At 41.6% G+C, this 19,623-nt stretch carries 30 protein-coding genes; 28 read left to right on the plus strand and 2 right to left on the minus strand.

What is annotated here, in order from left to right:
• Positions 1–48: 48 nt before the first annotated feature.
• Together PHU20_RS06925 and PHU20_RS06930 are read right to left on the minus strand one after the other, a co-directional pair.
• Entirely contained in the window at positions 49–1,362 is a 1,314-nt protein-coding gene (locus PHU20_RS06925) for a SusD/RagB family nutrient-binding outer membrane lipoprotein (RefSeq protein ID WP_274824631.1), read from the minus strand.
• Between the two features lie 12 nt (positions 1,363–1,374).
• Positions 1,375–4,659, minus strand: a complete 3,285-nt coding sequence (locus PHU20_RS06930; RefSeq protein WP_274824632.1) for a SusC/RagA family TonB-linked outer membrane protein — start codon at positions 4,657–4,659, stop codon at positions 1,375–1,377.
• Between the two features lie 417 nt (positions 4,660–5,076).
• Here PHU20_RS06930 and rpsL point away from each other — a divergent pair, with 417 nt between their 5' ends.
• The 28 genes from rpsL (at position 5,077) to rpsM (ending at position 19,612) form a co-directional block, all read left to right on the plus strand.
• On the plus strand, positions 5,077–5,451 hold the full coding sequence (gene rpsL, locus PHU20_RS06935; protein WP_154363865.1) for a 30S ribosomal protein S12: 375 nt from the start codon (positions 5,077–5,079) through the stop codon (positions 5,449–5,451).
• Between the two features lie 24 nt (positions 5,452–5,475).
• Positions 5,476–5,952: a 30S ribosomal protein S7 gene (gene rpsG / locus PHU20_RS06940; protein WP_274824633.1), complete on the plus strand. Its 477-nt coding sequence runs from the start codon at positions 5,476–5,478 to the stop codon at positions 5,950–5,952.
• A 6-nt stretch (positions 5,953–5,958) separates the two neighbouring features.
• The gene (fusA, locus tag PHU20_RS06945; protein ID WP_274824634.1) at positions 5,959–8,091 is read left to right on the plus strand and encodes an elongation factor G; all 2,133 of its coding nucleotides are present in this window, start codon (positions 5,959–5,961) and stop codon (positions 8,089–8,091) included.
• A gap of 10 nt (positions 8,092–8,101) precedes the next feature.
• Positions 8,102–8,407 (plus strand): 30S ribosomal protein S10, encoded by a 306-nt coding sequence (rpsJ, locus tag PHU20_RS06950; protein WP_007094989.1) that lies wholly within the window; start codon positions 8,102–8,104, stop codon positions 8,405–8,407.
• 215 nt (positions 8,408–8,622) lie between these two features.
• The gene (gene rplC / locus PHU20_RS06955) at positions 8,623–9,246 is read left to right on the plus strand and encodes a 50S ribosomal protein L3 (protein WP_274824635.1); all 624 of its coding nucleotides are present in this window, start codon (positions 8,623–8,625) and stop codon (positions 9,244–9,246) included.
• Entirely contained in the window at positions 9,246–9,875 is a 630-nt protein-coding gene (gene rplD / locus PHU20_RS06960; protein ID WP_274824636.1) for a 50S ribosomal protein L4, read from the plus strand. The genes rplC and rplD overlap by 1 nt, the downstream gene beginning before the upstream one ends.
• A gap of 6 nt (positions 9,876–9,881) precedes the next feature.
• Positions 9,882–10,172, plus strand: a complete 291-nt coding sequence (gene rplW / locus PHU20_RS06965; protein ID WP_274824637.1) for a 50S ribosomal protein L23 — start codon at positions 9,882–9,884, stop codon at positions 10,170–10,172.
• A gap of 9 nt (positions 10,173–10,181) precedes the next feature.
• Positions 10,182–11,006, plus strand: coding sequence for a 50S ribosomal protein L2 (rplB, locus tag PHU20_RS06970; protein ID WP_274824638.1), 825 nt, complete (start codon positions 10,182–10,184; stop codon positions 11,004–11,006).
• A gap of 12 nt (positions 11,007–11,018) precedes the next feature.
• Positions 11,019–11,297 (plus strand): 30S ribosomal protein S19, encoded by a 279-nt coding sequence (rpsS, locus tag PHU20_RS06975; RefSeq protein WP_274824639.1) that lies wholly within the window; start codon positions 11,019–11,021, stop codon positions 11,295–11,297.
• Between the two features lie 3 nt (positions 11,298–11,300).
• Positions 11,301–11,708, plus strand: coding sequence for a 50S ribosomal protein L22 (gene rplV, locus PHU20_RS06980; protein WP_274824640.1), 408 nt, complete (start codon positions 11,301–11,303; stop codon positions 11,706–11,708).
• Position 11,709: 1 nt separating this feature from the next.
• The gene (gene rpsC, locus PHU20_RS06985) at positions 11,710–12,429 is read left to right on the plus strand and encodes a 30S ribosomal protein S3 (protein ID WP_274824641.1); all 720 of its coding nucleotides are present in this window, start codon (positions 11,710–11,712) and stop codon (positions 12,427–12,429) included.
• Between the two features lie 20 nt (positions 12,430–12,449).
• Positions 12,450–12,875: a 50S ribosomal protein L16 gene (gene rplP, locus PHU20_RS06990; protein WP_274824642.1), complete on the plus strand. Its 426-nt coding sequence runs from the start codon at positions 12,450–12,452 to the stop codon at positions 12,873–12,875.
• Positions 12,876–12,887: 12 nt separating this feature from the next.
• A complete protein-coding gene (gene rpmC / locus PHU20_RS06995; RefSeq protein ID WP_274824643.1) occupies positions 12,888–13,079 on the plus strand; it encodes a 50S ribosomal protein L29 in 192 nt (63 codons plus the stop codon).
• A gap of 13 nt (positions 13,080–13,092) precedes the next feature.
• The gene (gene rpsQ, locus PHU20_RS07000; RefSeq protein WP_154363837.1) at positions 13,093–13,350 is read left to right on the plus strand and encodes a 30S ribosomal protein S17; all 258 of its coding nucleotides are present in this window, start codon (positions 13,093–13,095) and stop codon (positions 13,348–13,350) included.
• 1 nt (position 13,351) lies between these two features.
• Positions 13,352–13,720, plus strand: a complete 369-nt coding sequence (gene rplN / locus PHU20_RS07005; RefSeq protein ID WP_027064819.1) for a 50S ribosomal protein L14 — start codon at positions 13,352–13,354, stop codon at positions 13,718–13,720.
• A gap of 11 nt (positions 13,721–13,731) precedes the next feature.
• Positions 13,732–14,046, plus strand: coding sequence for a 50S ribosomal protein L24 (gene rplX, locus PHU20_RS07010; protein ID WP_274824644.1), 315 nt, complete (start codon positions 13,732–13,734; stop codon positions 14,044–14,046).
• Positions 14,047–14,048: 2 nt separating this feature from the next.
• Complete coding sequence (gene rplE, locus PHU20_RS07015; protein WP_274824645.1) at positions 14,049–14,600, plus strand: 50S ribosomal protein L5; 552 nt, start codon at positions 14,049–14,051, stop codon at positions 14,598–14,600.
• Between the two features lies 1 nt (position 14,601).
• A complete protein-coding gene (gene rpsN / locus PHU20_RS07020; RefSeq protein ID WP_109649553.1) occupies positions 14,602–14,871 on the plus strand; it encodes a 30S ribosomal protein S14 in 270 nt (89 codons plus the stop codon).
• Between the two features lie 63 nt (positions 14,872–14,934).
• Positions 14,935–15,333: a 30S ribosomal protein S8 gene (gene rpsH / locus PHU20_RS07025; protein ID WP_274824646.1), complete on the plus strand. Its 399-nt coding sequence runs from the start codon at positions 14,935–14,937 to the stop codon at positions 15,331–15,333.
• Positions 15,334–15,354: 21 nt separating this feature from the next.
• Positions 15,355–15,897 carry a 50S ribosomal protein L6 gene (gene rplF / locus PHU20_RS07030; protein WP_274824647.1) on the plus strand — a complete coding sequence of 181 codons (543 nt, stop codon included), beginning with the start codon at positions 15,355–15,357 and terminating at the stop codon, positions 15,895–15,897.
• Between the two features lie 11 nt (positions 15,898–15,908).
• Positions 15,909–16,265, plus strand: a complete 357-nt coding sequence (gene rplR / locus PHU20_RS07035) for a 50S ribosomal protein L18 (protein ID WP_274824648.1) — start codon at positions 15,909–15,911, stop codon at positions 16,263–16,265.
• Between the two features lie 8 nt (positions 16,266–16,273).
• Positions 16,274–16,798, plus strand: coding sequence for a 30S ribosomal protein S5 (rpsE, locus tag PHU20_RS07040; protein WP_274824649.1), 525 nt, complete (start codon positions 16,274–16,276; stop codon positions 16,796–16,798).
• A gap of 84 nt (positions 16,799–16,882) precedes the next feature.
• A complete protein-coding gene (gene rpmD, locus PHU20_RS07045) occupies positions 16,883–17,062 on the plus strand; it encodes a 50S ribosomal protein L30 (protein WP_013305175.1) in 180 nt (59 codons plus the stop codon).
• Between the two features lie 14 nt (positions 17,063–17,076).
• A complete protein-coding gene (rplO, locus tag PHU20_RS07050) occupies positions 17,077–17,529 on the plus strand; it encodes a 50S ribosomal protein L15 (protein WP_274824650.1) in 453 nt (150 codons plus the stop codon).
• A 17-nt stretch (positions 17,530–17,546) separates the two neighbouring features.
• Complete coding sequence (gene secY / locus PHU20_RS07055; RefSeq protein WP_274824651.1) at positions 17,547–18,890, plus strand: preprotein translocase subunit SecY; 1,344 nt, start codon at positions 17,547–17,549, stop codon at positions 18,888–18,890.
• Positions 18,891–18,893: 3 nt separating this feature from the next.
• Complete coding sequence (infA, locus tag PHU20_RS07060; RefSeq protein ID WP_013305172.1) at positions 18,894–19,109, plus strand: translation initiation factor IF-1; 216 nt, start codon at positions 18,894–18,896, stop codon at positions 19,107–19,109.
• 9 nt (positions 19,110–19,118) lie between these two features.
• Positions 19,119–19,235: a type B 50S ribosomal protein L36 gene (gene ykgO / locus PHU20_RS07065; protein WP_013305171.1), complete on the plus strand. Its 117-nt coding sequence runs from the start codon at positions 19,119–19,121 to the stop codon at positions 19,233–19,235.
• A gap of 2 nt (positions 19,236–19,237) precedes the next feature.
• Positions 19,238–19,612 carry a 30S ribosomal protein S13 gene (gene rpsM, locus PHU20_RS07070; protein ID WP_274824652.1) on the plus strand — a complete coding sequence of 125 codons (375 nt, stop codon included), beginning with the start codon at positions 19,238–19,240 and terminating at the stop codon, positions 19,610–19,612.
• Positions 19,613–19,623 lie beyond the last annotated feature (11 nt).

Below are 19,623 nucleotides of genomic sequence, written 5' to 3' on the forward strand. Positions count from 1 at the left end.
TAGTGCAACTACAGGGGCTTGCTATCTAAATAATAGTTCTAATTGAATCTATTCATTTACCGGCGTTGCTTCGAACAGCCCAGGGGTTGGGGAAGGTGTATTTGGGTTGTTGTCTAGTTCGGTCTGTGGGTAAAGGAACCTTTGAGGGATTTCCGTACCTGTTTTTGGAGGAATGCCCATAGCATTTTTGGTTCTGCGAACATCGTGGAACGTCTGTAGTTCTCCGATTAAAGTAATATACTTTTCTTCCAATATTTGAAGAAGTAAATCATTGCCGGTTGCAGTTGATGCAGGAAATTCCGCATCGTATTCTATGGCCAATGCGGCACGGACTGCGTTTAAGGCGGCCAATGCCGTAGGTTCGTCCCCCGTTCTATAGGCAGCTTCCGCTTCGATAAGCTTCACTTCGTAATAGGAGATCAAAGGAAAACTGTTGGATTGGGCGAAACGACCACCATCGCCGGTGTTTAATTCAAATCCATTAAAATAATGGGCAAACCTAGTGTCATCTCCCGGGGTGGTCAAAATCCTGTCCACATCATCAGAAGAATCCAATAATCGGTAAAGGTAAGAATCATCAACTGTTAAATATCCTACTCTGTTATCCACGGTAAATTGATAAAAAAGGTTTCTGTTTTCCGCAGAGGTGCCATGTTGTATTTCCAGGTCGCCTTCAACACTCGAAATACCGGCTTGAGCTTCTTCCAATGCCAAATCATATTCTTTGGTGTGCAAATAATATCTGGCCTTTAGGGAATGGGCGATAACCCCCCAAGTGGATCCACTGGCCAAACGGTTTCCGCTATAGAGGCTAGCGTCTTCGGTTCCTACATTGGTTATTCCTTGATCCAATAACGATTGTACCTCGGCGTAAACGGATTCTTGTGAATCATAATTTGGGGTGTAATAGTCGTCTACGGAATTCGCTTCGGAATAAGGAACGTCTCCCCATAAAGCAGCAACCTCGCCCATCATGGCTGCTTCTGTGATTTGGGCAACTCCGGTTAGCTGGGGGTTTCCGTTTTCTATAGCTTTCTCTTTCGTCACTTGGGCTTGGGATATGCCTTCTACATAAGCATCGTCCCACATATCGTCAAATACGGTTGAGGTTATGGAATAGACTTCAATATTAAGATATTGTCTGTCACTTCCTGTAAACTGGTTCGTAAAAATTCCGGCATACCTCGCTGAATTACTTTCTGCCAAATACATCCAACCGAGTTGGGCTTGTCCGATAATCAATTCCGGAGCGGAATCGCTAAAGGAGTTTGGGTCTGTATCCAATCCTTCCGTGTATTTCGAACAGGAACCCGCGATAAGGATAATGGATAAAATACTAAGTTTTAAAAGTTTATTTTTCATTTTGATTTTTTTTTAGAAGGATAATCTTAATGTCGTTATATAGGATTTGGTTCCAGGATTACTGAAATATTCCAATCCTCTACCTTTGGAGGCACCGGTGAGGTTGTTGTCAGGGTCAAAACCGTCTATTGCTGTCCATAAGAACAGGTTTCGTCCTGTAATTCCAAATTCTACCGAGGTGAGTCCCATTTTTTGGATAAAATTAGATGGGAGTTGATAGAACAAGGAAACTTCACGCAATCTGGTCCAGGAAGCATCTTCGATGAACTCTTCGTCAACGTCTCCAAATCCACCACCGGTTGTAGTCCACCAATCGGCATCGACAGCTACTGGGCCACCGCCATAATCAACTTCACGTCCCCTGAAGGTGGCTCCTGCAGGTATTACATAGCCTGCTGCATTCACCAAATCCTGTGAAGCCACGGTTTCCACATCGGTTTCGGGCGAAATTCCAAAAAAGGTCAAAGCGCCTCTTGTACCGTTCCAAGCATCATTTCCTTGAGAGGTTTCCAGCATGGCCGATAAAGTAAGGCCTTTCCAGGAAACACTGGTGCCCAGACCACCTCTCCAATCGGGATTGGGGTCTCCTAAATAACCGGCTTCCGTATCGGCTACTGGAAATCCGTAATCGTTCAATATCAAATCGCCATTATCGTCCCGGGCATATAACCCGCCTCTTAAAACGGCAAAGGGCTGACCTTCCGCAACACCTGAAGAAGTTCCGGCAAAACCATTGAGTAGGTAGTAGCCACTGCCGGCCATATCCTCTACTTTACTTTTGTTTTGGGTAAAGTTTGCGTTTACCGACCAGGTAACCTCGCCATTATTGATGATTCTGGCATTCAAGTCTATTTCAATCCCTTTGTTGGTGATTTCCGCAGCATTCCGCAATTCTTGTGAATAACCATTCGATGGAGCAGTGGGAAGGTCCAACAAAACGTCTTCAGATCTTCTGTTGTAATAGCTTGCCGATAAACTTAAGGCGTTATTTAAAAAACGTGTGTCAAAGCCAAATTCATACTCCTTGATGCGTTCTTCCTTTAAGTCTGGGTTGCCACGGGTAGTTGATCGGGTAAGCGGATTTCCGTACAAGGAAGCGTCAAGACCATCTCCCCAATTAGAGGCAATACCTCCGGTCGTATATACCGTTCGGGTTGAATAAGGTACGGGTTCAATACCCACTTCCCCATAAGAGGCTCTTAGTTTACCAAAAGAGATGAAGCTGTCTTCCAAATATTGTGTAAAATTCCAACCCAGTGATGTACTTGGGTAAAAAATCAACCCGGCTTCAGGTATGGAAGAAACGTATTCTGCCCTGCCTGTGACCTCTAACAAAAGTTGATCCCATAAATCAAAGTTAAGTACGGCGTACCCACCGGATTTTCTTGATTTAAGTATATAGTCTTCTGGATTTGAGTTAGCGGATGTGGCATTGCCAACATTCCAAAAATCTTCATCCGGGTTGGTAAAACCGGTTTCTTCTGCGGTTAGCCTTTTGTAATCGTTTTGATATAATTGATATCCTAAGATGAAATTCATGTTTATTTTTTCTGCTAAACCATAATTTCCATTTATAAAGAAGTTATAGTTTTCTATGGATTCCGTAATCCGGTCTTCTCGGAAAAGACCACTGCTACCGTCTCGGGCAGATCCGGCAGGCCATAAATTCATTCTGTTGTCTTGGTAGTAGTCCAAACTGTATCTTGCCGTAAGCCCTAGGTTATCGTTAACTTTATAGTTCAGTTCAGGAGCGATAATGAAACGATTTACGTTACTGATGTTTTTCTGTTCGTTAAGCGTCCATAGTGGGTTGTTGTAGGTTGGTACCGTATAGGAGAATACCCCGGATGAAGCGTCGAATGTCCTGTAGGAGCCTAGGTATCTACGGTAGCTTCTATGGGAATTTGGGGAGGGAGTGCCATTTCTGTAGTTTGTTCCCTTATAATCCCTAATGTCAAAATCAGGAGAAGAGCGTAAGTAGCCTAAATAAAGTCCGTTTACGTTAGAACCGGTCTGAACTCTGTTTGAAGAGATATTCGCATATGTTGTGGATAACCTGAATTTCAGTTGGTCTGAGAAATCCGTATCATTATTCAATTTTAATGTTGTCCTTTTGTAATCAGAGGCACCGTTGTAGATACCGTCTTGATCCCAGTTGGATAAACTCACGAATGTTGAGGATTCTTCCCCGGAATAACTAAAGCTAACCGAATTGTCGAATACAAAACCGGTTTTGAATATGGCATCCCGGTTCGATTGGTTGAAAACCTCTTGGGAATTTTTTGAGGTAATGGGATAGTATGTGGTTCCGTCATCGGCAATGAAGTACTCCGAAGAGGATGTGTTGACTTCGTCTGCCCCACCCGATCTTTGGGCTATTTTGTCCCCAAAGGAAAAACCGGAATTGGTGACATACTGCCCGCTTTCCCAATCGTCTATACCTGACCAATGGGAAGGTGTACCTTGTCCATAGGTGCCCTGTTTGGTCCATTCCCGGTTTATTTGGTCTATGGATACGGATGATTTAACGTTAACACTCCATTTTTTACCGCCTTTTGCAGCCCTTTTGGTATTTATGACCAAAACTCCGTTGGCCGCTCCGGTTCCGTAGACTGCGGCAGCGGAGGCGCCCTTAAGTACGGTTATCGATTCAATATCATCGGGGTTAAGGTCATTTAACCTGGATTGTTCGCTTACCCCTTGCGTGGTATTTAAGTTGGTGCTACTATTGGAAATAAGTGCGCCATCCAATACGATTAAAGGGGTGTTGTCACCGAGGATCGTATTCTGTCCACGAATTTGAATATAGGCTCCAGCCCCTGGATCTCCAGAAGTTCTCGTGATGTTTACACCTGAGGTTTTTCCTGACAACCCCTGTAGCACACCAGATTCCCCGGACTTTTGAAGTTGGTCCACTTTAACGATGGAAGAAGAACTCAAATCATCGTCTTTCTTTTTTTCCAGACCCAAGGCCGTTAGGACAACTTCATCCAGCGCTTGCGCATCATCTTCCATTTGGACATTGATCGTGTTGTTTGAACCAATGGTTATGGTAATGTCCTTTTGTCCGATATAGGTAAATAATAACTTTTGGCCCGCTGAAGCTTTGATGGTATAATTTCCGTCAAAATCGGTTTGGGTACCACTGGTCGTGCCCACTACGACAATGTTGACCCCGGGAAGTGGCATGTCGAATTGGTCTGTGACCGTACCTGAGATGGATTTCTCCTGTGCAAACGAAATGTGCACGATTAACGCCAGTATCAGCGTTAAGGCTCTGCTTAAACTTTTTTTCATTTTGAATAATATTTGATTGGTTTTGCTGACGAATATGGTCATATTAGGGTGAAATCACAAATGGAAATCAATGATATAAGGCAAATTATTTCAAATAACACAATTCTTATGTATCTTGTTATTTTAAGATATTTATTCTGCAAAAATCACCTATTAAAATTAAAACATCCTTAAAAATACGTGTTTTGCAAAAAATATAACTTCAGGTCTTTTGATGAAAAACCGGCGCAAAGTCGTTTGAAAGAGGGTTGGATTACAAGGTGATTTGTATTATTGTTTTCACGAAAAAAACCAAACGGATGCCAGGAGGGTAAAAAATCTTTAAAATTATTCCGCAATGGTTTGAATTATAACGAAATATTACTACATTTGCCAGCCCTTAAACGAAGGGTACAATTTTTATACATTATATATAGTATGCCAACAATTTCACAATTAGTACGAAAAGGAAGGGCCTCGATTACCAAGAAGAGTAAATCGGCTGCTTTGGATTCGTGTCCTCAAAGGAGGGGCGTATGTACGAGGGTATATACCACAACTCCTAAGAAACCAAACTCCGCAATGCGTAAAGTTGCTAGGGTAAGGTTGACCAATGGAAAGGAAGTGAACGCTTACATTCCAGGAGAAGGACACAACTTGCAAGAGCACTCGATAGTATTGGTAAGAGGCGGAAGAGTTAAAGATTTGCCAGGTGTTAGATATCATATTGTCCGAGGTGCCTTGGATACTGCTGGTGTTGCGGGAAGAACCCAACGTAGGTCTAAATATGGAGCAAAACGACCAAAGAAGTAATCTAAACTTTTTTAAAAGACAGTAATGAGAAAAAGACAGGCAAAGAAAAGACCGATATTACCAGATCCAAGGTTCAATGACCAGCTGGTGACGCGTTTTGTGAATATGATGATGTGGGATGGTAAAAAATCCGTGGCATTCAATGTATTTTATGATGCAATAGATATTGTAGAGTCGAAGAACACCGATGAGGAAAAAACGGCATTGGAGCTGTGGAAAGATGCATTATCCAATGTTATGCCCCATGTTGAGGTGAGAAGTAGGAGAGTTGGTGGGGCTACCTTCCAGATTCCTATGCAGATCAGACCGGACAGGAAAATTTCAACGGCAATGAAATGGCTTATCAGTTTTGCGCGTAAGCGTAATGAGAAAGGTATGGCCCAGAAATTGGCAGCTGAGATTTTGGCAGCTTCCAAAGAAGAAGGTGCGGCCGTGAAGAAAAGGGTCGATACGCACAAGATGGCGGAGGCAAACAAAGCATTCTCTCACTTTAGATTTTAATCAGAAATGGCAAGAGATTTAAAATATACTAGGAATATAGGTATTGCGGCGCATATTGATGCTGGGAAAACCACGACTACGGAACGTATTTTATTTTATACGGGGGTTAGTCACAAGATAGGTGAGGTGCACGATGGTGCGGCTACCATGGATTGGATGGAACAGGAGCAAGAGCGTGGTATTACCATTACTTCTGCGGCTACCACATGTGAGTGGAATTTCCCGATGAAGAATGGTAAAGTTACCGATGAAACAAAACCTTACCATTTTAATATTATAGATACCCCGGGACACGTTGATTTTACCGTTGAGGTGAATCGTTCATTGCGTGTTCTTGATGGGTTGGTTTTCTTGTTTAGTGCTGTTGATGGTGTTGAGCCTCAATCAGAGACTAACTGGAGGTTGGCCGATAATTATAAGGTACCAAGAATCGGTTTCGTTAATAAGATGGACCGTCAAGGATCTAACTTTTTAATGGTTTGTAAGCAGGTAAAAGAGATGTTGGGTTCCAATGCGGTTCCTATTGTTTTGCCTATTGGTGATGAAGCTGATTTTAGGGGAATCGTTGATTTGGCTAAGAATAGGGCCATTGTTTGGCATGATGAGAACTTCGGTTCTACGTTCGATGTGATCGATATTCCGGAAGAAATGAAGGAAGAGGTGCATGAGTATCGTGCTGCCTTGATCGAAGCCGTTGCGGAATACGATGAAGAGTTGATGGAGAAATTCTTCGAGGATGAAGACTCCATTACCGAAGAGGAAGTACATGCTGCATTAAGGGCAGCAGTTATGGATAGGGCTATCATACCTATGGTATGTGGTTCTTCTTTCAAGAATAAAGGGGTCCAATTTTTATTGGATGCCGTATGTAGGTATTTGCCTTCTCCATTGGATAAGGAAGATATCGTAGGGACTAATCCTGACACAGGTGAGGCGGAAAGCCGTAAGCCGGATGTAAAGGAACCGTTTTCTGCATTGGCGTTTAAAATCGCTACCGATCCTTTTGTGGGTCGATTGGCGTTCTTTAGAACGTATTCAGGTCGTTTGGAAGCCGGTTCTTATATTTTGAACAATAGGTCCGGTAAAAAAGAAAGGATATCGCGTATTTATCAGATGCATTCCAATAAACAGAATGCCATCGATTATATCGAGGCTGGGGATATCGGTGCAGCTGTTGGTTTTAAGGATATTAAGACCGGTGATACCATGTCTGCTGAAAAACATCCGATCGTTCTTGAGAGTATGGATTTCCCCGATCCGGTAATCGGTATCGCGGTAGAGCCCAAAACAAAGGCTGATGTGGATAAATTGGGTATGGCTTTGGCTAAATTGGCTGAGGAAGATCCAACATTCCAAGTAAAAACCGACGAGGCTTCAGGCCAAACCATTATATCCGGTATGGGTGAGCTTCACTTGGATATTATCGTGGATCGTTTGCGAAGGGAATTCAAGGTTGAGGTGAACCAAGGTGAGCCACAAGTGGAATATAAAGAGGCGTTGACCAAAACTGCAGCCCATAGGGAGGTTTACAAGAAACAATCCGGTGGTAGAGGTAAGTTTGGTGACATCGTATTTGAAATGGGTCCTGCTGATGAGGATTTCGAAGGGGATGGACTTCAGTTTGTCGATGAAATCAAAGGGGGTCGTATTCCAAAGGAATTCATACCGTCTGTAGAAAAAGGTTTCAGTGCAGCTATGAAAAACGGTCCGCTTGCAGGATATGAAATGGATACCATGAAGGTTGTACTTAAAGACGGTTCTTTCCACCCTGTGGATTCGGATGCATTGTCTTTCGAGTTGGCTGCCAAATTGGGTTATAAAGCCGCTGGTAAAGCTGCTGGTGCCGTTATCATGGAACCTATCATGAAATTGGAGGTATTGACTCCGGAAGAAAACATGGGTGACATTGTTGGGGATCTTAACCGTAGAAGGGGTACGATTTCCGATATGAGTGATCGGGCAGGTTCCAAAGTCGTAAAAGGTACCGTTCCACTTTCAGAAATGTTCGGATATGTTACTTCGTTAAGGACACTTTCGTCTGGTAGGGCAACCTCTACGATGGAATTTTCCCACTACGCGGAAACACCATCGAACATTGCAGAAGAAGTTATTAAGGCAGCAAAAGGCGTAACCGCTTAATTTTTAGAAGATGAGTCAAAAAATCAGAATAAAACTAAAGTCATACGATCACAATTTAGTGGATAAATCTGCTGAAAAAATCGTAAAAACGGTGAAGACTACCGGTGCTGTGGTTACAGGACCTATTCCTTTACCAACGCATAAAAAGATTTTTACCGTGTTGCGTTCGCCACACGTCAATAAAAAATCCAGGGAACAATTTCAATTGAGTTCTTATAAGCGTTTGTTGGATATCTATAGTTCTTCATCAAAGACCATAGACGCCTTAATGAAGTTGGAGCTTCCCAGTGGTGTTGAGGTAGAGATAAAGGTTTAATTGTAAACCGGCTTCTGTAAAGAAGTATGACCGTTTGAACAGTGTCGTGATACTGTGACGGGAACTATAGGATTGATACGGCCTTGAAGGAATTTCAGGGTAACATGTCCCAAGCTGCGTGCGAGGGAAAAACGGAAACAAAAAATAAATTCAGGGCTGAATTATTTTTGGCCCTGTTTTTTTGAAAATAATAGTAATAATTAAATAGTAATAGTATGTCTGGGTTAATAGGTAAAAAAGTAGGTATGACCAGCATCTTTGACGAGAATGGGAAGAATGTTCCTTGTACTGTCATTGAAGCAGGACCATGCGTAGTTACCCAAGTCAGAACCGAAGAGGTCGACGGGTATAATGCCCTTCAGCTTGGTTTCGATGACAAGGCAGAAAAACGTGCAATCAAGGCTGAAATAGGCCATTTTAAGAAAGCAGGTACTTCTCCCAAGAAAAAGGTCGTTGAATTCCAAGGTTTTGAAGGTGAATACAAATTAGGGGACACCGTAGGTGTTGACGTATTTGTTGAAGGAGAGTTTGTTGATGTTGTAGGAACATCAAAAGGTAAAGGTTTCCAAGGTGTTGTAAAACGACATGGCTTTGGAGGTGTTGGACAGGCCACGCACGGTCAGCACAACAGGCTTAGGGCTCCCGGTTCCATCGGTGCGGCTTCTTATCCTGCCCGTGTATTCAAGGGTATGAAGATGGCCGGTAGAATGGGTGGAGACAAAGTAACCGCCCAAAACCTTAAAGTTTTGAAAGTAGTTCCAGAAAAGAATCTTTTAGTGGTAAAAGGTTGTGTCCCTGGTCATAAAAATGCTTATGTAACCATTAAAAGGTGGGAGTAATGAAAGTAGCAGTTTTAGATATTAAAGGAAAAGAAACAGGTAGAAAGGCAGACCTTTCCGATACTGTTTTCGCCATAGAACCGAATAATCACGCGATCTATCTTGATGTTAAGCAGTATTTGGCACATCAAAGACAGGGTACACATAAGGCTAAAGAGCGTGGTGAGATTGCCGGTAGTACGCGCAAGATCAAAAAGCAAAAAGGTACCGGTACCGCAAGGGCCGGTAGTATTAAATCCCCGATTTTTAGGGGTGGTGGTCGAATTTTCGGCCCTAGACCTAAGGATTACTCACAAAAATTGAACAAGAATTTAAAACGTTTGGCCAGGAAATCCGCTTTGAGTCTTAAGACAAAAGAGAATTCCGTAATGGTTGTTGAGGATTTTGATTTCGATACGCCAAAAACGAAGGATTTTGTGCAGATTTTAAAGTCTTTGGGCTTGGAAAACAAAAAATCTTTATTTGTGTTGGGTGATTCAAATAATGGTGTATATTTGTCTTCGCGTAATTTGGAGCGCTCTGAAGTTGTAACTAACGCAGAATTAAGCACTTACAAAATATTGAACGCAAATAATATTGTATTGTTGGAAGGTTCTCTGGAAGGAATTGAATCGAACTTAAATAAATAGGAAACGATGAGTGTGTTGATAAAGCCGATTATAACGGAAAAAATGACTGCGGACAGCGAGTTGCATAATCGTTATGGTTTCATTGTGGATCCTAAAGCGAACAAAATTCAGATCAAAGATGCTGTTGAAGCAACTTACGGTGTCTCTGTCAAGAAAGTAAGAACCATGAATTATGGTCCTACCAGAAAGACGAGATATACCAAGACCGGAATTCAACATGGAAAGACAAACGCTATCAAAAAAGCGATTGTCGATGTTGTAGAAGGTGATATAATTGATTTTTACAGTAATCTATAAAGGCAAAAGATGTCAGTTAGAAAATTAAAACCAATCACTCCAGGACAGCGTTTTAGAGTAGTAAATGGGTTTGACTCCATTACTGCTGATAAGCCGGAGAAAAGCTTGCTTGCTCCGTTAAAAAAGTCGGGAGGTAGAAACAGTCAAGGAAAGATGACCATGCGCCATAGAGGTGGGGGTCACAAAAGAAGGTATCGGGTTATCGATTTTAAAAGGGACAAGCAAGATGTTGCTTCTACCGTTAAGTCGATTCAGTACGATCCCAACAGAACGGCATTTATTGCTTTGTTGGAATATGTCGATGGGGAAAAGCGATATATAATCGCTCAAAACGGTCTGCAAGTCGATCAAACCGTTGTCTCCGGTGATAATGTTGCTCCGGAAATCGGAAATGCATTGCCGCTGAAAAATATTCCGTTGGGTACCATAATTTCCTGTATAGAATTGCGTCCTGGACAAGGGGCCGTAATGGCGAGAAGTGCCGGTACTTTTGCCCAGTTGATGGCAAAGGAAGGTAAGTTCGTTACCGTTAAGATGCCTTCAGGGGAGACAAGACTTATTTTGTCCGAATGTTTGGCTACGATAGGTGCCGTATCCAATTCCGATCATCAGTTATTGGTGTCAGGTAAAGCGGGTAGAAGCAGATGGTTGGGTAGAAGACCAAGAACAAGACCAGTAGCGATGAACCCTGTCGATCACCCAATGGGTGGTGGTGAAGGTAGGGCTTCCGGTGGTCACCCAAGATCTAAAAACGGAATTCCTGCTAAAGGCTTTAGAACACGTTCTAAGACCAAGAGTACGAATAGATATATATTGGAACGTAGAAAGAAATAAAAAGATAAAGAAATGGCACGTTCATTAAAAAAAGGACCTTACGTTCATTATAGCTTGGAAAAGAAAGTCGAGCAGAGTGTATCCTCAGGTAAGAAAAGCGTTATCAAGACTTGGTCTAGGGCTTCAATGATTACACCGGATTTCGTAGGGTTGACGATAGCAGTTCATAATGGCAGACAATTTGTTCCTGTGTATGTTACAGAAAACATGGTAGGTCATAAATTAGGTGAATTTTCTCCAACACGATCTTTTAGGGGTCACGCAGGGGCAAAGAATAAAGGTAAAAAGTAAGCTATGGGAGTTCGAAAAAGACAAATGGCCGAAAGAATCAAGGCTGAGAAAAAACAATTGGCTTTTGCCAAATTGAACAACTGTCCTACATCACCTAGGAAGATGCGATTGGTGGCTGATTTAATCAGGGGTGTTGAAGTTGAGAAAGCATTGGCGATCTTGAAGTTCAACTCAAAGGAAGCTTCCGGTAAATTGGAAAAGTTGCTTTTATCGGCTTTGGCAAACTGGCAAGCCAAAAATGAGGATGCTAGTTTGGAAGATGCGGATCTTATCGTGAAAGAGGTAAGGGTCGATAGTGGTACTATGTTGAAAAGATTGCGACCAGCTCCACAGGGTAGGGCGCATAGAATACGAAAACGTTCGAACCATGTAACATTGGTTTTGGGGTCTAATAATAATACAGCAAGCTAGAATGGGACAGAAAACAAATCCAATAGGAAATCGTCTTGGTATTATCAGGGGATGGGAATCTAACTGGTATGGAGGAAATGATTATGGTGATAAGCTGGCTGAAGACGACAAAATCCGTAAGTACATACACGCTCGTCTTTCAAAGGCAAGTGTATCAAGGGTGATCATTGAAAGAACCTTGAAGTTGATCACGATAACCGTGACCACTGCTAGACCGGGTATCATTATCGGTAAAGGAGGTCAGGAAGTTGATAAGCTTAAGGAAGAGCTTAAGAAGATTACCAATAAAGAGGTCCAGATCAATATCTACGAGATCAAAAGACCGGAAGTCGATGCGAATTTAGTAGCGGCAAGTATTGCTAGGCAGATTGAAAGTAGGATTTCATTCAGAAGGGCTATCAAAATGTCGATCGCTGCTGCCATGCGTATGAATGCCGAAGGTATTAAAGTCCAGATTTCAGGACGTTTGAACGGTGCTGAAATGGCGAGGTCCGAGTCATATAAGGATGGCCGTATTCCGTTATCCACTTTTAGGGCAGACATAGATTATGCTTTACATGAGGCACATACCACCTACGGAAGGTTGGGTATCAAGGTGTGGATCATGAAAGGAGAGGTTTATGGTAAGCGTGAACTATCGCCATTGGTTGGAATGCAAAAGAGCCAAGGTGGAAAAGGTGGAAAGCAAGACGGTCAGAGAAAGCAACGTCGTAGAAAGTAATTTTTTAAAGAAGTAAAGAAATGTTACAACCTAAAAGAACCAAGTTTCGTAAAATGCAGAAAGGCCGGATGAAGGGTAACTCCGGAAGGGGTCATCAGCTTTCTAACGGTATGTTTGGCATTAAATCCTTGGATTCATCATTTTTGACTTCCCGTCAAATCGAAGCTGCGCGTATCGCTGCAACAAGGTATATGAAAAGGGAAGGGCAATTGTGGATAAAGATATTTCCAGATAAGCCTATTACAAAGAAACCTCTAGAGGTACGTATGGGTAAGGGAAAAGGTGCTCCTGAATATTTTGTTGCAGTGGTCAAACCAGGTAGAATTATGTTCGAAGTTGGTGGGGTTAGTCAGGAAATAGCGAAGGAAGCCTTGCGTTTGGCAGCTCAAAAATTACCTGTGAAAACAAAATTTATTGTTGCGAGGGATTATACAGATCAGAATTAATCGTAAGGAATCATGAAAAATTTAGAAATCAAAAAATTATCGGTCGAAGAACTTACGGAAAAGCTAGCTGAGTATAAGAAGCAGCATGCCGATTTAAAAATGGCACATTTTGTAACTCCGTTGGAGAATCCACTTCAAATCAGGAAGGTAAGAAGAACGGTTGCGAGATTGGCTACTGAATTAACTAAAAGGGAAAACCAATAATTGGTTCTGCTTTATGGAAAAAAGAAACTTAAGAAAAGAGAGAGTAGGGGTTGTTACCAGTGACAAAATGGAGAAATCCATCGTTGTGTCCGAAGTAAAAAGAGTTAAGCACCCTATGTACGGTAAGTTCGTGTTAAAGACAAAGAAATATGTTGCACACGACGAAAAGAACGATTGCAACATTGGTGATACCGTAAAAATTATGGAGACCCGTCCCATGAGTAAGACCAAATGTTGGAGGTTAGTAGAAATCCTAGAAAGAGCTAAATAATATGTTACAGCAAGAATCAAGACTAAAGGTAGCGGACAATACTGGAGCAAAAGAGGTTTTGACCATTCGTGTTTTGGGTGGTACAAAAAGAAGATATGCTTCTATTGGTGATAAAATAGTTGTTACTGTTAAAGAAGCTACACCGAATGGTGGTATCAAAAAAGGAGCAGTTTCTACCGCTGTTGTGGTTAGGACAAAAAAGGAAGTTAGAAGACCGGATGGTTCATATATTCGTTTTGATGACAATGCTTGCGTATTATTGAACCCTGCCGGTGAAATGAGAGGTACACGTGTTTTTGGACCTGTAGCAAGGGAATTGCGTGATAAGCAATTCATGAAAATCGTATCATTGGCCCCAGAGGTGCTTTAATATTTAAGACAATGAATAAGTTAAAGATAAAAACAGGAGATACCGTAAGGATCATTGCCGGAGACCATAAAGGTACCGAAGGTAAGGTGACCAAGGTGTTTATTGAGAAAAATAAGGCTATCGTTGAAGGGGCCAATATGGTTTCCAAACATGAGAAGCCCAGTGCCAATAACCCTCAAGGTGGTATAGTGAAGAAAGAAGCTCCTATCCATATTTCGAATCTATCATTGATAGATTCTAAATCCAATGAAGCTACAAAAGTAGGTTTCGAAGTTAGGGATGGTAAGAAGGTTAGGTTTTCTAAAAAATCCAATGAAGTAATTTAGTTATGGCTTACGTTGCAAGATTAAAAAAAGATTATAGTGAGCGTATCGTTGATGCGCTTAGAGAGGAATTTGGTTACAAAAATGTAATGCAAGTACCTAAATTAGAGAAAATCGTCGTGAGTAGAGGTGTTGGAGCTGCCGTGGCCGATAAGAAATTGATCGATCATGCTGTTGATGAGTTGACGTTGATCACGGGTCAAAAAGCGGTTTCCACGATGTCCAAGAAAGATGTCGCTGCATTTAAATTGCGTAAAGGTATGCCCATTGGGGCCAAAGTAACCTTGCGTGGTGAGCGGATGTACGAATTTATGGATCGTTTGGTGACTTCAGCATTGCCTAGGGTTCGTGATTTTCAAGGAATTCGTGCAACGGGCTTCGATGGTCGTGGAAATTACAGTTTGGGTATTACCGAACAAATCATTTTTCCTGAAATCAACATTGACAAGATCAATAGGATCAACGGAATGGATATTACTTTTGTTACCTCAGCGCCAACCGATAAGGAAGCAAAATCATTATTAACAGAATTAGGATTACCTTTTAAAAAGAATTAGTATGGCTAAAGAATCAATGAAGGCCCGTGAAAGAAAAAGGGCGAGAACAGTTGCTAAATATGCTGAAAAGCGTAAAGCTTTGAAAGAAGCCGGTGACTACGAAGCGCTTCAGAAATTGCCAAAAAATGCTTCTCCCGTACGTATGCACAATCGTTGCAAGCTTACAGGAAGACCTAAGGGGTATATGAGGACTTTCGGTATATCGAGGGTAACTTTTAGGGAAATGGCAAATCAAGGGTTGATTCCAGGTGTAAAAAAAGCCAGCTGGTAAATAAATATAAACTGGTTTTAGGTCCGGTAAGATTACCGGAAACCGATTCCAAAATAAATAAATATGGTAACAGATACTATAGCAGATTACTTAACTAGGGTTAGAAACGCCAGTTCAGCGGGCCACAGGGTAGTTGAAATTCCTGCTTCCAATGTTAAAAAGGAAATAACCAAGATATTGTTCGATCAAGGATATATCTTGAGTTATAAATTTGAAGAAGATAAAGTACAGGGGTCAATAAAGATCGCTTTGAAATATGACAAAGTGACGAAAGAGCCTGTAATTAAAAAAATACAACGTATTAGTAAGCCGGGTCTACGTAAATATGCCAATTCAACAGATATGCCAAGGGTATTGAATGGTTTGGGTATTGCTATCGTGTCTACGTCCCATGGGGTAATGACGAGTAAGCAGGCCAAGAAAGAGAACGTGGGCGGTGAGGTTTTATGCTATGTGTATTAATACTATATAAAGAGTAAAGAAATGTCAAGAATAGGTAATAATCCGATAGCAATTCCAGAAGGAGTGACTATAGAAGTAAAAGAGAATGTAGTTACTGTAAAAGGTAAACTGGGCGAATTGACCCAAGAGTTTTCTGGTGTGGCTATTAAGGTTGAAGACGGGCAAGCGTGGGTTACCAGACCATCTGATTCGAAAGAACACAAGGCCAAGCACGGTCTTTACAGATCACTTGTTTTAAACATGGTCGAAGGGGTATCCAATGGATGGACCAAGGAGTTGGAATTGGTAGGAGTTGGTTATAGGGCCAGCAACCAAGGACAAAAATTGGATTTGGCACTCGGTTTTTCGCACAATATCATAATGGATATTGCACCGGAAGTTAAAATCGAAACCACCTCTGAAAAAGGAAAGAACCCAATCATAAAGCTTACCTCTTTTGACAAGCAATTGGTAGGACAGGTAGCGGCTAAGATCCGTTCTTTCCGTAAGCCAGAGCCTTACAAAGGAAAAGGAATCAAGTTCGTTGGGGAACTATTAAGAAGAAAAGCAGGTAAATCAGCTTAATAATTAGTGTCATGGGATTATCAAAGACTCAGAGAAAATTTAGAATTAGAAGGAGAATCAGAAAGGTCTCTTTCGGAACCGCTGAAAGGCCGAGATTAGCTGTATTTAGAAGTAATACTGGTATCTACGTCCAAGTAATCGATGATAATGAAGGAACTACATTATGTGCTGCTTCATCAAGGGATAAGGAATTGGCATCAGCAAAAGGCAGTAAATCCGAAATCGCCGAATTGGTAGGTAAGGCCATAGCTGAGAAATGTTTGAAAGCCGGAATCGATAAAGTTGCCTTTGACAGAGGGGGTAATTTATATCACGGTAGGGTTAAATCGCTCGCTGAAGGAGCAAGGGAAGCAGGACTAAAATTTTAATAAATAGTATGTACCAGAAATACAAAAACGTAGAAACCGTTAAACCGGGAGGTTTAGAGCTAAAAGATAGGTTGGTTGGTGTACAAAGAGTAACCAAGGTGACCAAAGGTGGTAGGGCATTTGGCTTTTCCGCTATCGTAGTGGTAGGGGATGAAGCAGGTGTAGTTGGCCATGGTTTGGGTAAATCGAAAGAGGTTGCCACTGCCATTGCCAAGGCTATCGAGGATGCTAAAAAGAACCTGATAAGAATTCCTTTGGACAAACATACACTTCCCCATGAGCAAAAAGGGAAATTCGGTGGGGCCAGGGTTTACATTCAGCCTGCATCCCATGGTACAGGAGTAATTGCAGGTGGTGCGGTTAGAGCGGTATTGGAAGCAGTAGGTGTTCATGATGTATTGTCTAAATCCCAAGGTTCTTCCAATCCCCATAATGTGGTCAAAGCGACTTTTGATGCGCTTTTACAATTGAGGGGTGCCAGTACTGTTGCCCAGCAAAGAGGGGTATCATTGGATAAAGTATTTAAAGGATAAATAGAGGTAATAGGTAAATGGTTGAAGTCATGGTTTTTAATTAAAACCCGACAGTAAGGCCAAATACCAAATACTAAAAGGAAAATGGCAAAGATTAAAGTAAAACAGTTAAAGAGTAGTATTAAGCGCCCCCAAAACCAAAAAAGGACTTTGGAAGCTTTGGGACTACGTAAGATTGGCCAGATTGTAGAGCATGATGCCACGCCAAATATTCTTGGCATGATAGATAAAGTAAAACACTTAGTTTCCACAGAGGAAGCTTAATATATACCTGTGTAATGAATTTAAGTAATTTAACACCAGCTGAAGGTGCTGTCAATAGAGATGGCAAAAGGGTAGGTAGAGGTCAAGGTTCCGGTAAAGGTGGAACTGCAACAAGAGGTCATAAAGGGGCAAAGTCAAGATCTGGTTATTCTAAAAAGATCGGTTTTGAAGGAGGTCAGATGCCATTGCAAAGACGTGTACCTAAGTTTGGGTTTACCAACATCAACCGAAAAGAATATAAAGGGATCAACCTAGGCAAGCTTCAGGAATTGGTAGACAATAAAGTCTTCAAGGATGTTGTAACCTTTGATAACCTTGTTGAGGCCGGTTTGGTAAGAAAGAACGATTTAGTGAAGATTTTAGGAGGAGGGGAATTAAAAGCGCCTTTAAAAGTATCAGTGCATAAATTTACGGCTACTGCAAAAGCGGCTATTGAAGCAGCTGGCGGTGAAGCAATAAGTTTATAAGCAGACAATACACTACTATGAAGAAATTTTTCGATACACTATCCAATATTTGGAAGATTGAAGAACTAAGGAATAGGATAACGATTACCTTGGGTCTTCTTTTGGTTTACCGCTTTGGTTGTCAAATTGTCCTTCCTGGTATTGATACGGCACAATTGGCTGAATTGACCTCTAGTACCGACAGTGGTATTTTAGGTATTCTTAACGCTTTTACCGGAGGGGCTTTTGCCAATGCTTCCGTTTTTGCTTTAGGGATCATGCCATATATCTCAGCTTCGATTGTCGTACAATTGATGGGTATAGCGATTCCGTATTTACAGAAATTGCAGAAAGAAGGCGAAAGTGGTAGAAAAACGATCAACCAGATCACGAGATGGTTGACGATCGGGATATGTATTGTCCAGGCACCGGCCTATTTATATTCACTTGGCGCTTTAGGGGTTCCTGATAGTGCATTTGTTTTGGGAAAAGGTTTGGACTTCATAATTCCGGCGGTCATCATTTTGGTAACAGGTTGTGTATTTGCAATGTGGTTGGGAGAAAAGATTACCGATAAAGGTATCGGTAATGGTATTTCCTTATTGATCATGGTAGGTATTATCGCTGGGTTGCCACAATCATTCGCGCAGGAATTCATTTCAAGGACTGCGAATAACAACGGAGGATTGATGTTCATCCTTATTGAAGTAATTCTATGGTTCTTGGTAATCTTGGCCAGTATATTGTTGGTCATGGCCACAAGGCAGGTAGCTGTACAGTATGCCAGGAGAACGGCATCCGGAGGATATGAAAAGAACATAATGGGATCTAGACAGTATATCCCATTAAAATTGAATGCCTCAGGGGTGATGCCCATTATCTTTGCCCAAGCGATTATGTTCGCACCGGGTTTACTGGGAAGAACATTCAACAATACGGGCGTAGGACAATGGATGGAGGTACAATTCCAGGATATATTCGGATTGGCCTATAACATATTGTTTGCATTTTTGATCATCGTTTTTACATATTTCTATACGGCAATAACGGTACCGACGAATAAAATGGCCGATGACCTTAAGAGGAGTGGCGGATTTATTCCTGGAATCAGACCAGGTAAAGAAACGGGTGACTTTCTGGATAAGATCATGTCATTGATTACATTGCCCGGATCGGTATTCTTGGCCTTGTTGGCGGTATTACCGGCCATTATCGTCAAGGTAATGGATGTACAATCCGGTTGGGCCATGTTTTATGGTGGTACGTCCTTATTGATCATGGTAGGTGTTGCCATCGATACGGTACAACAAGTGAACGCTTATTTGTTGAACAGACATTACGATGGTTTAATGAAAACTGGTAAAAATAGGAAAGTAGCATAAGTTATGGCTAAACAAGCAGCAATAGAACAAGATGGGTCTATTATAGAGGCCCTTTCCAATGCAATGTTTCGAGTTGAACTGGAAAATGGGCATGTGGTAACAGCGCATATTTCAGGTAAGATGAGAATGCATTATATAAAATTGCTTCCTGGTGATAAGGTTAAATTGGAAATGAGCCCATATGACCTTACCAAAGCGAGAATTACATATAGATATTAAGACAGTAAGATGAAAGTTAGAGCTTCAGTAAAAAAAAGAAGTGCCGATTGCAAAATAGTACGCAGAAAAGGCAGGTTGTACGTAATCAACAAAAAGAATCCTAGATTTAAACAAAGACAAGGATAATTATGGCAAGAATTGCAGGTATAGATATACCAAAACAGAAAAGAGGGGTTATAGCCCTTACCTACATTTTTGGTATCGGAAAAAGTAGAGCTAAAGAGATTTTGGAAAAGGCACAAGTTAGTGAGGATGCTAAAGTGTCTGACTGGAATGATGATGAAATCGGTCGTATTCGTGAAGCCGTGGCTTCATACACCATTGAAGGTGAATTGCGATCAGAGACCCAATTGAACATTAAGCGATTAATGGATATTGGTTGTTACAGGGGTATTCGCCATAGAGCCGGTCTACCATTAAGGGGTCAAAGGACCAAGAACAACTCCAGAACCCGTAAAGGAAAAAGAAAAACAGTGGCCAACAAGAAAAAGGCAACTAAATAATAAGTAGCAGA

Origin of the sequence: Maribacter polysaccharolyticus, assembly GCF_028882255.1 — a bacterium.
GTDB lineage: Bacteria > Bacteroidota > Bacteroidia > Flavobacteriales > Flavobacteriaceae > Maribacter_A > Maribacter_A polysaccharolyticus.

Excerpts from the sequence above, each read along its gene's own strand:
- PHU20_RS06925 (WP_274824631.1), bottom strand. The coding sequence starts at position 1,362 with ATGAAAAATAAACTTTTAAAACTTAGTATTTTATCCATTATCCTTATC.
- PHU20_RS06930 (WP_274824632.1), bottom strand. The coding sequence starts at position 4,659 with ATGAAAAAAAGTTTAAGCAGAGCCTTAACGCTGATACTGGCGTTAATC.
- rpsL (WP_154363865.1), top strand. The coding sequence starts at position 5,077 with ATGCCAACAATTTCACAATTAGTACGAAAAGGAAGGGCCTCGATTACC.
- rpsG (WP_274824633.1), top strand. The coding sequence starts at position 5,476 with ATGAGAAAAAGACAGGCAAAGAAAAGACCGATATTACCAGATCCAAGG.
- fusA (WP_274824634.1), top strand. The coding sequence starts at position 5,959 with ATGGCAAGAGATTTAAAATATACTAGGAATATAGGTATTGCGGCGCAT.
- rpsJ (WP_007094989.1), top strand. The coding sequence starts at position 8,102 with ATGAGTCAAAAAATCAGAATAAAACTAAAGTCATACGATCACAATTTA.
- rplC (WP_274824635.1), top strand. The coding sequence starts at position 8,623 with ATGTCTGGGTTAATAGGTAAAAAAGTAGGTATGACCAGCATCTTTGAC.
- rplD (WP_274824636.1), top strand. The coding sequence starts at position 9,246 with ATGAAAGTAGCAGTTTTAGATATTAAAGGAAAAGAAACAGGTAGAAAG.
- rplW (WP_274824637.1), top strand. The coding sequence starts at position 9,882 with ATGAGTGTGTTGATAAAGCCGATTATAACGGAAAAAATGACTGCGGAC.
- rplB (WP_274824638.1), top strand. The coding sequence starts at position 10,182 with ATGTCAGTTAGAAAATTAAAACCAATCACTCCAGGACAGCGTTTTAGA.
- rpsS (WP_274824639.1), top strand. The coding sequence starts at position 11,019 with ATGGCACGTTCATTAAAAAAAGGACCTTACGTTCATTATAGCTTGGAA.
- rplV (WP_274824640.1), top strand. The coding sequence starts at position 11,301 with ATGGGAGTTCGAAAAAGACAAATGGCCGAAAGAATCAAGGCTGAGAAA.
- rpsC (WP_274824641.1), top strand. The coding sequence starts at position 11,710 with ATGGGACAGAAAACAAATCCAATAGGAAATCGTCTTGGTATTATCAGG.
- rplP (WP_274824642.1), top strand. The coding sequence starts at position 12,450 with ATGTTACAACCTAAAAGAACCAAGTTTCGTAAAATGCAGAAAGGCCGG.
- rpmC (WP_274824643.1), top strand. The coding sequence starts at position 12,888 with ATGAAAAATTTAGAAATCAAAAAATTATCGGTCGAAGAACTTACGGAA.
- rpsQ (WP_154363837.1), top strand. The coding sequence starts at position 13,093 with ATGGAAAAAAGAAACTTAAGAAAAGAGAGAGTAGGGGTTGTTACCAGT.
- rplN (WP_027064819.1), top strand. The coding sequence starts at position 13,352 with ATGTTACAGCAAGAATCAAGACTAAAGGTAGCGGACAATACTGGAGCA.
- rplX (WP_274824644.1), top strand. The coding sequence starts at position 13,732 with ATGAATAAGTTAAAGATAAAAACAGGAGATACCGTAAGGATCATTGCC.
- rplE (WP_274824645.1), top strand. The coding sequence starts at position 14,049 with ATGGCTTACGTTGCAAGATTAAAAAAAGATTATAGTGAGCGTATCGTT.
- rpsN (WP_109649553.1), top strand. The coding sequence starts at position 14,602 with ATGGCTAAAGAATCAATGAAGGCCCGTGAAAGAAAAAGGGCGAGAACA.
- rpsH (WP_274824646.1), top strand. The coding sequence starts at position 14,935 with ATGGTAACAGATACTATAGCAGATTACTTAACTAGGGTTAGAAACGCC.
- rplF (WP_274824647.1), top strand. The coding sequence starts at position 15,355 with ATGTCAAGAATAGGTAATAATCCGATAGCAATTCCAGAAGGAGTGACT.
- rplR (WP_274824648.1), top strand. The coding sequence starts at position 15,909 with ATGGGATTATCAAAGACTCAGAGAAAATTTAGAATTAGAAGGAGAATC.
- rpsE (WP_274824649.1), top strand. The coding sequence starts at position 16,274 with ATGTACCAGAAATACAAAAACGTAGAAACCGTTAAACCGGGAGGTTTA.
- rpmD (WP_013305175.1), top strand. The coding sequence starts at position 16,883 with ATGGCAAAGATTAAAGTAAAACAGTTAAAGAGTAGTATTAAGCGCCCC.
- rplO (WP_274824650.1), top strand. The coding sequence starts at position 17,077 with ATGAATTTAAGTAATTTAACACCAGCTGAAGGTGCTGTCAATAGAGAT.
- secY (WP_274824651.1), top strand. The coding sequence starts at position 17,547 with ATGAAGAAATTTTTCGATACACTATCCAATATTTGGAAGATTGAAGAA.
- infA (WP_013305172.1), top strand. The coding sequence starts at position 18,894 with ATGGCTAAACAAGCAGCAATAGAACAAGATGGGTCTATTATAGAGGCC.
- ykgO (WP_013305171.1), top strand. The coding sequence starts at position 19,119 with ATGAAAGTTAGAGCTTCAGTAAAAAAAAGAAGTGCCGATTGCAAAATA.
- rpsM (WP_274824652.1), top strand. The coding sequence starts at position 19,238 with ATGGCAAGAATTGCAGGTATAGATATACCAAAACAGAAAAGAGGGGTT.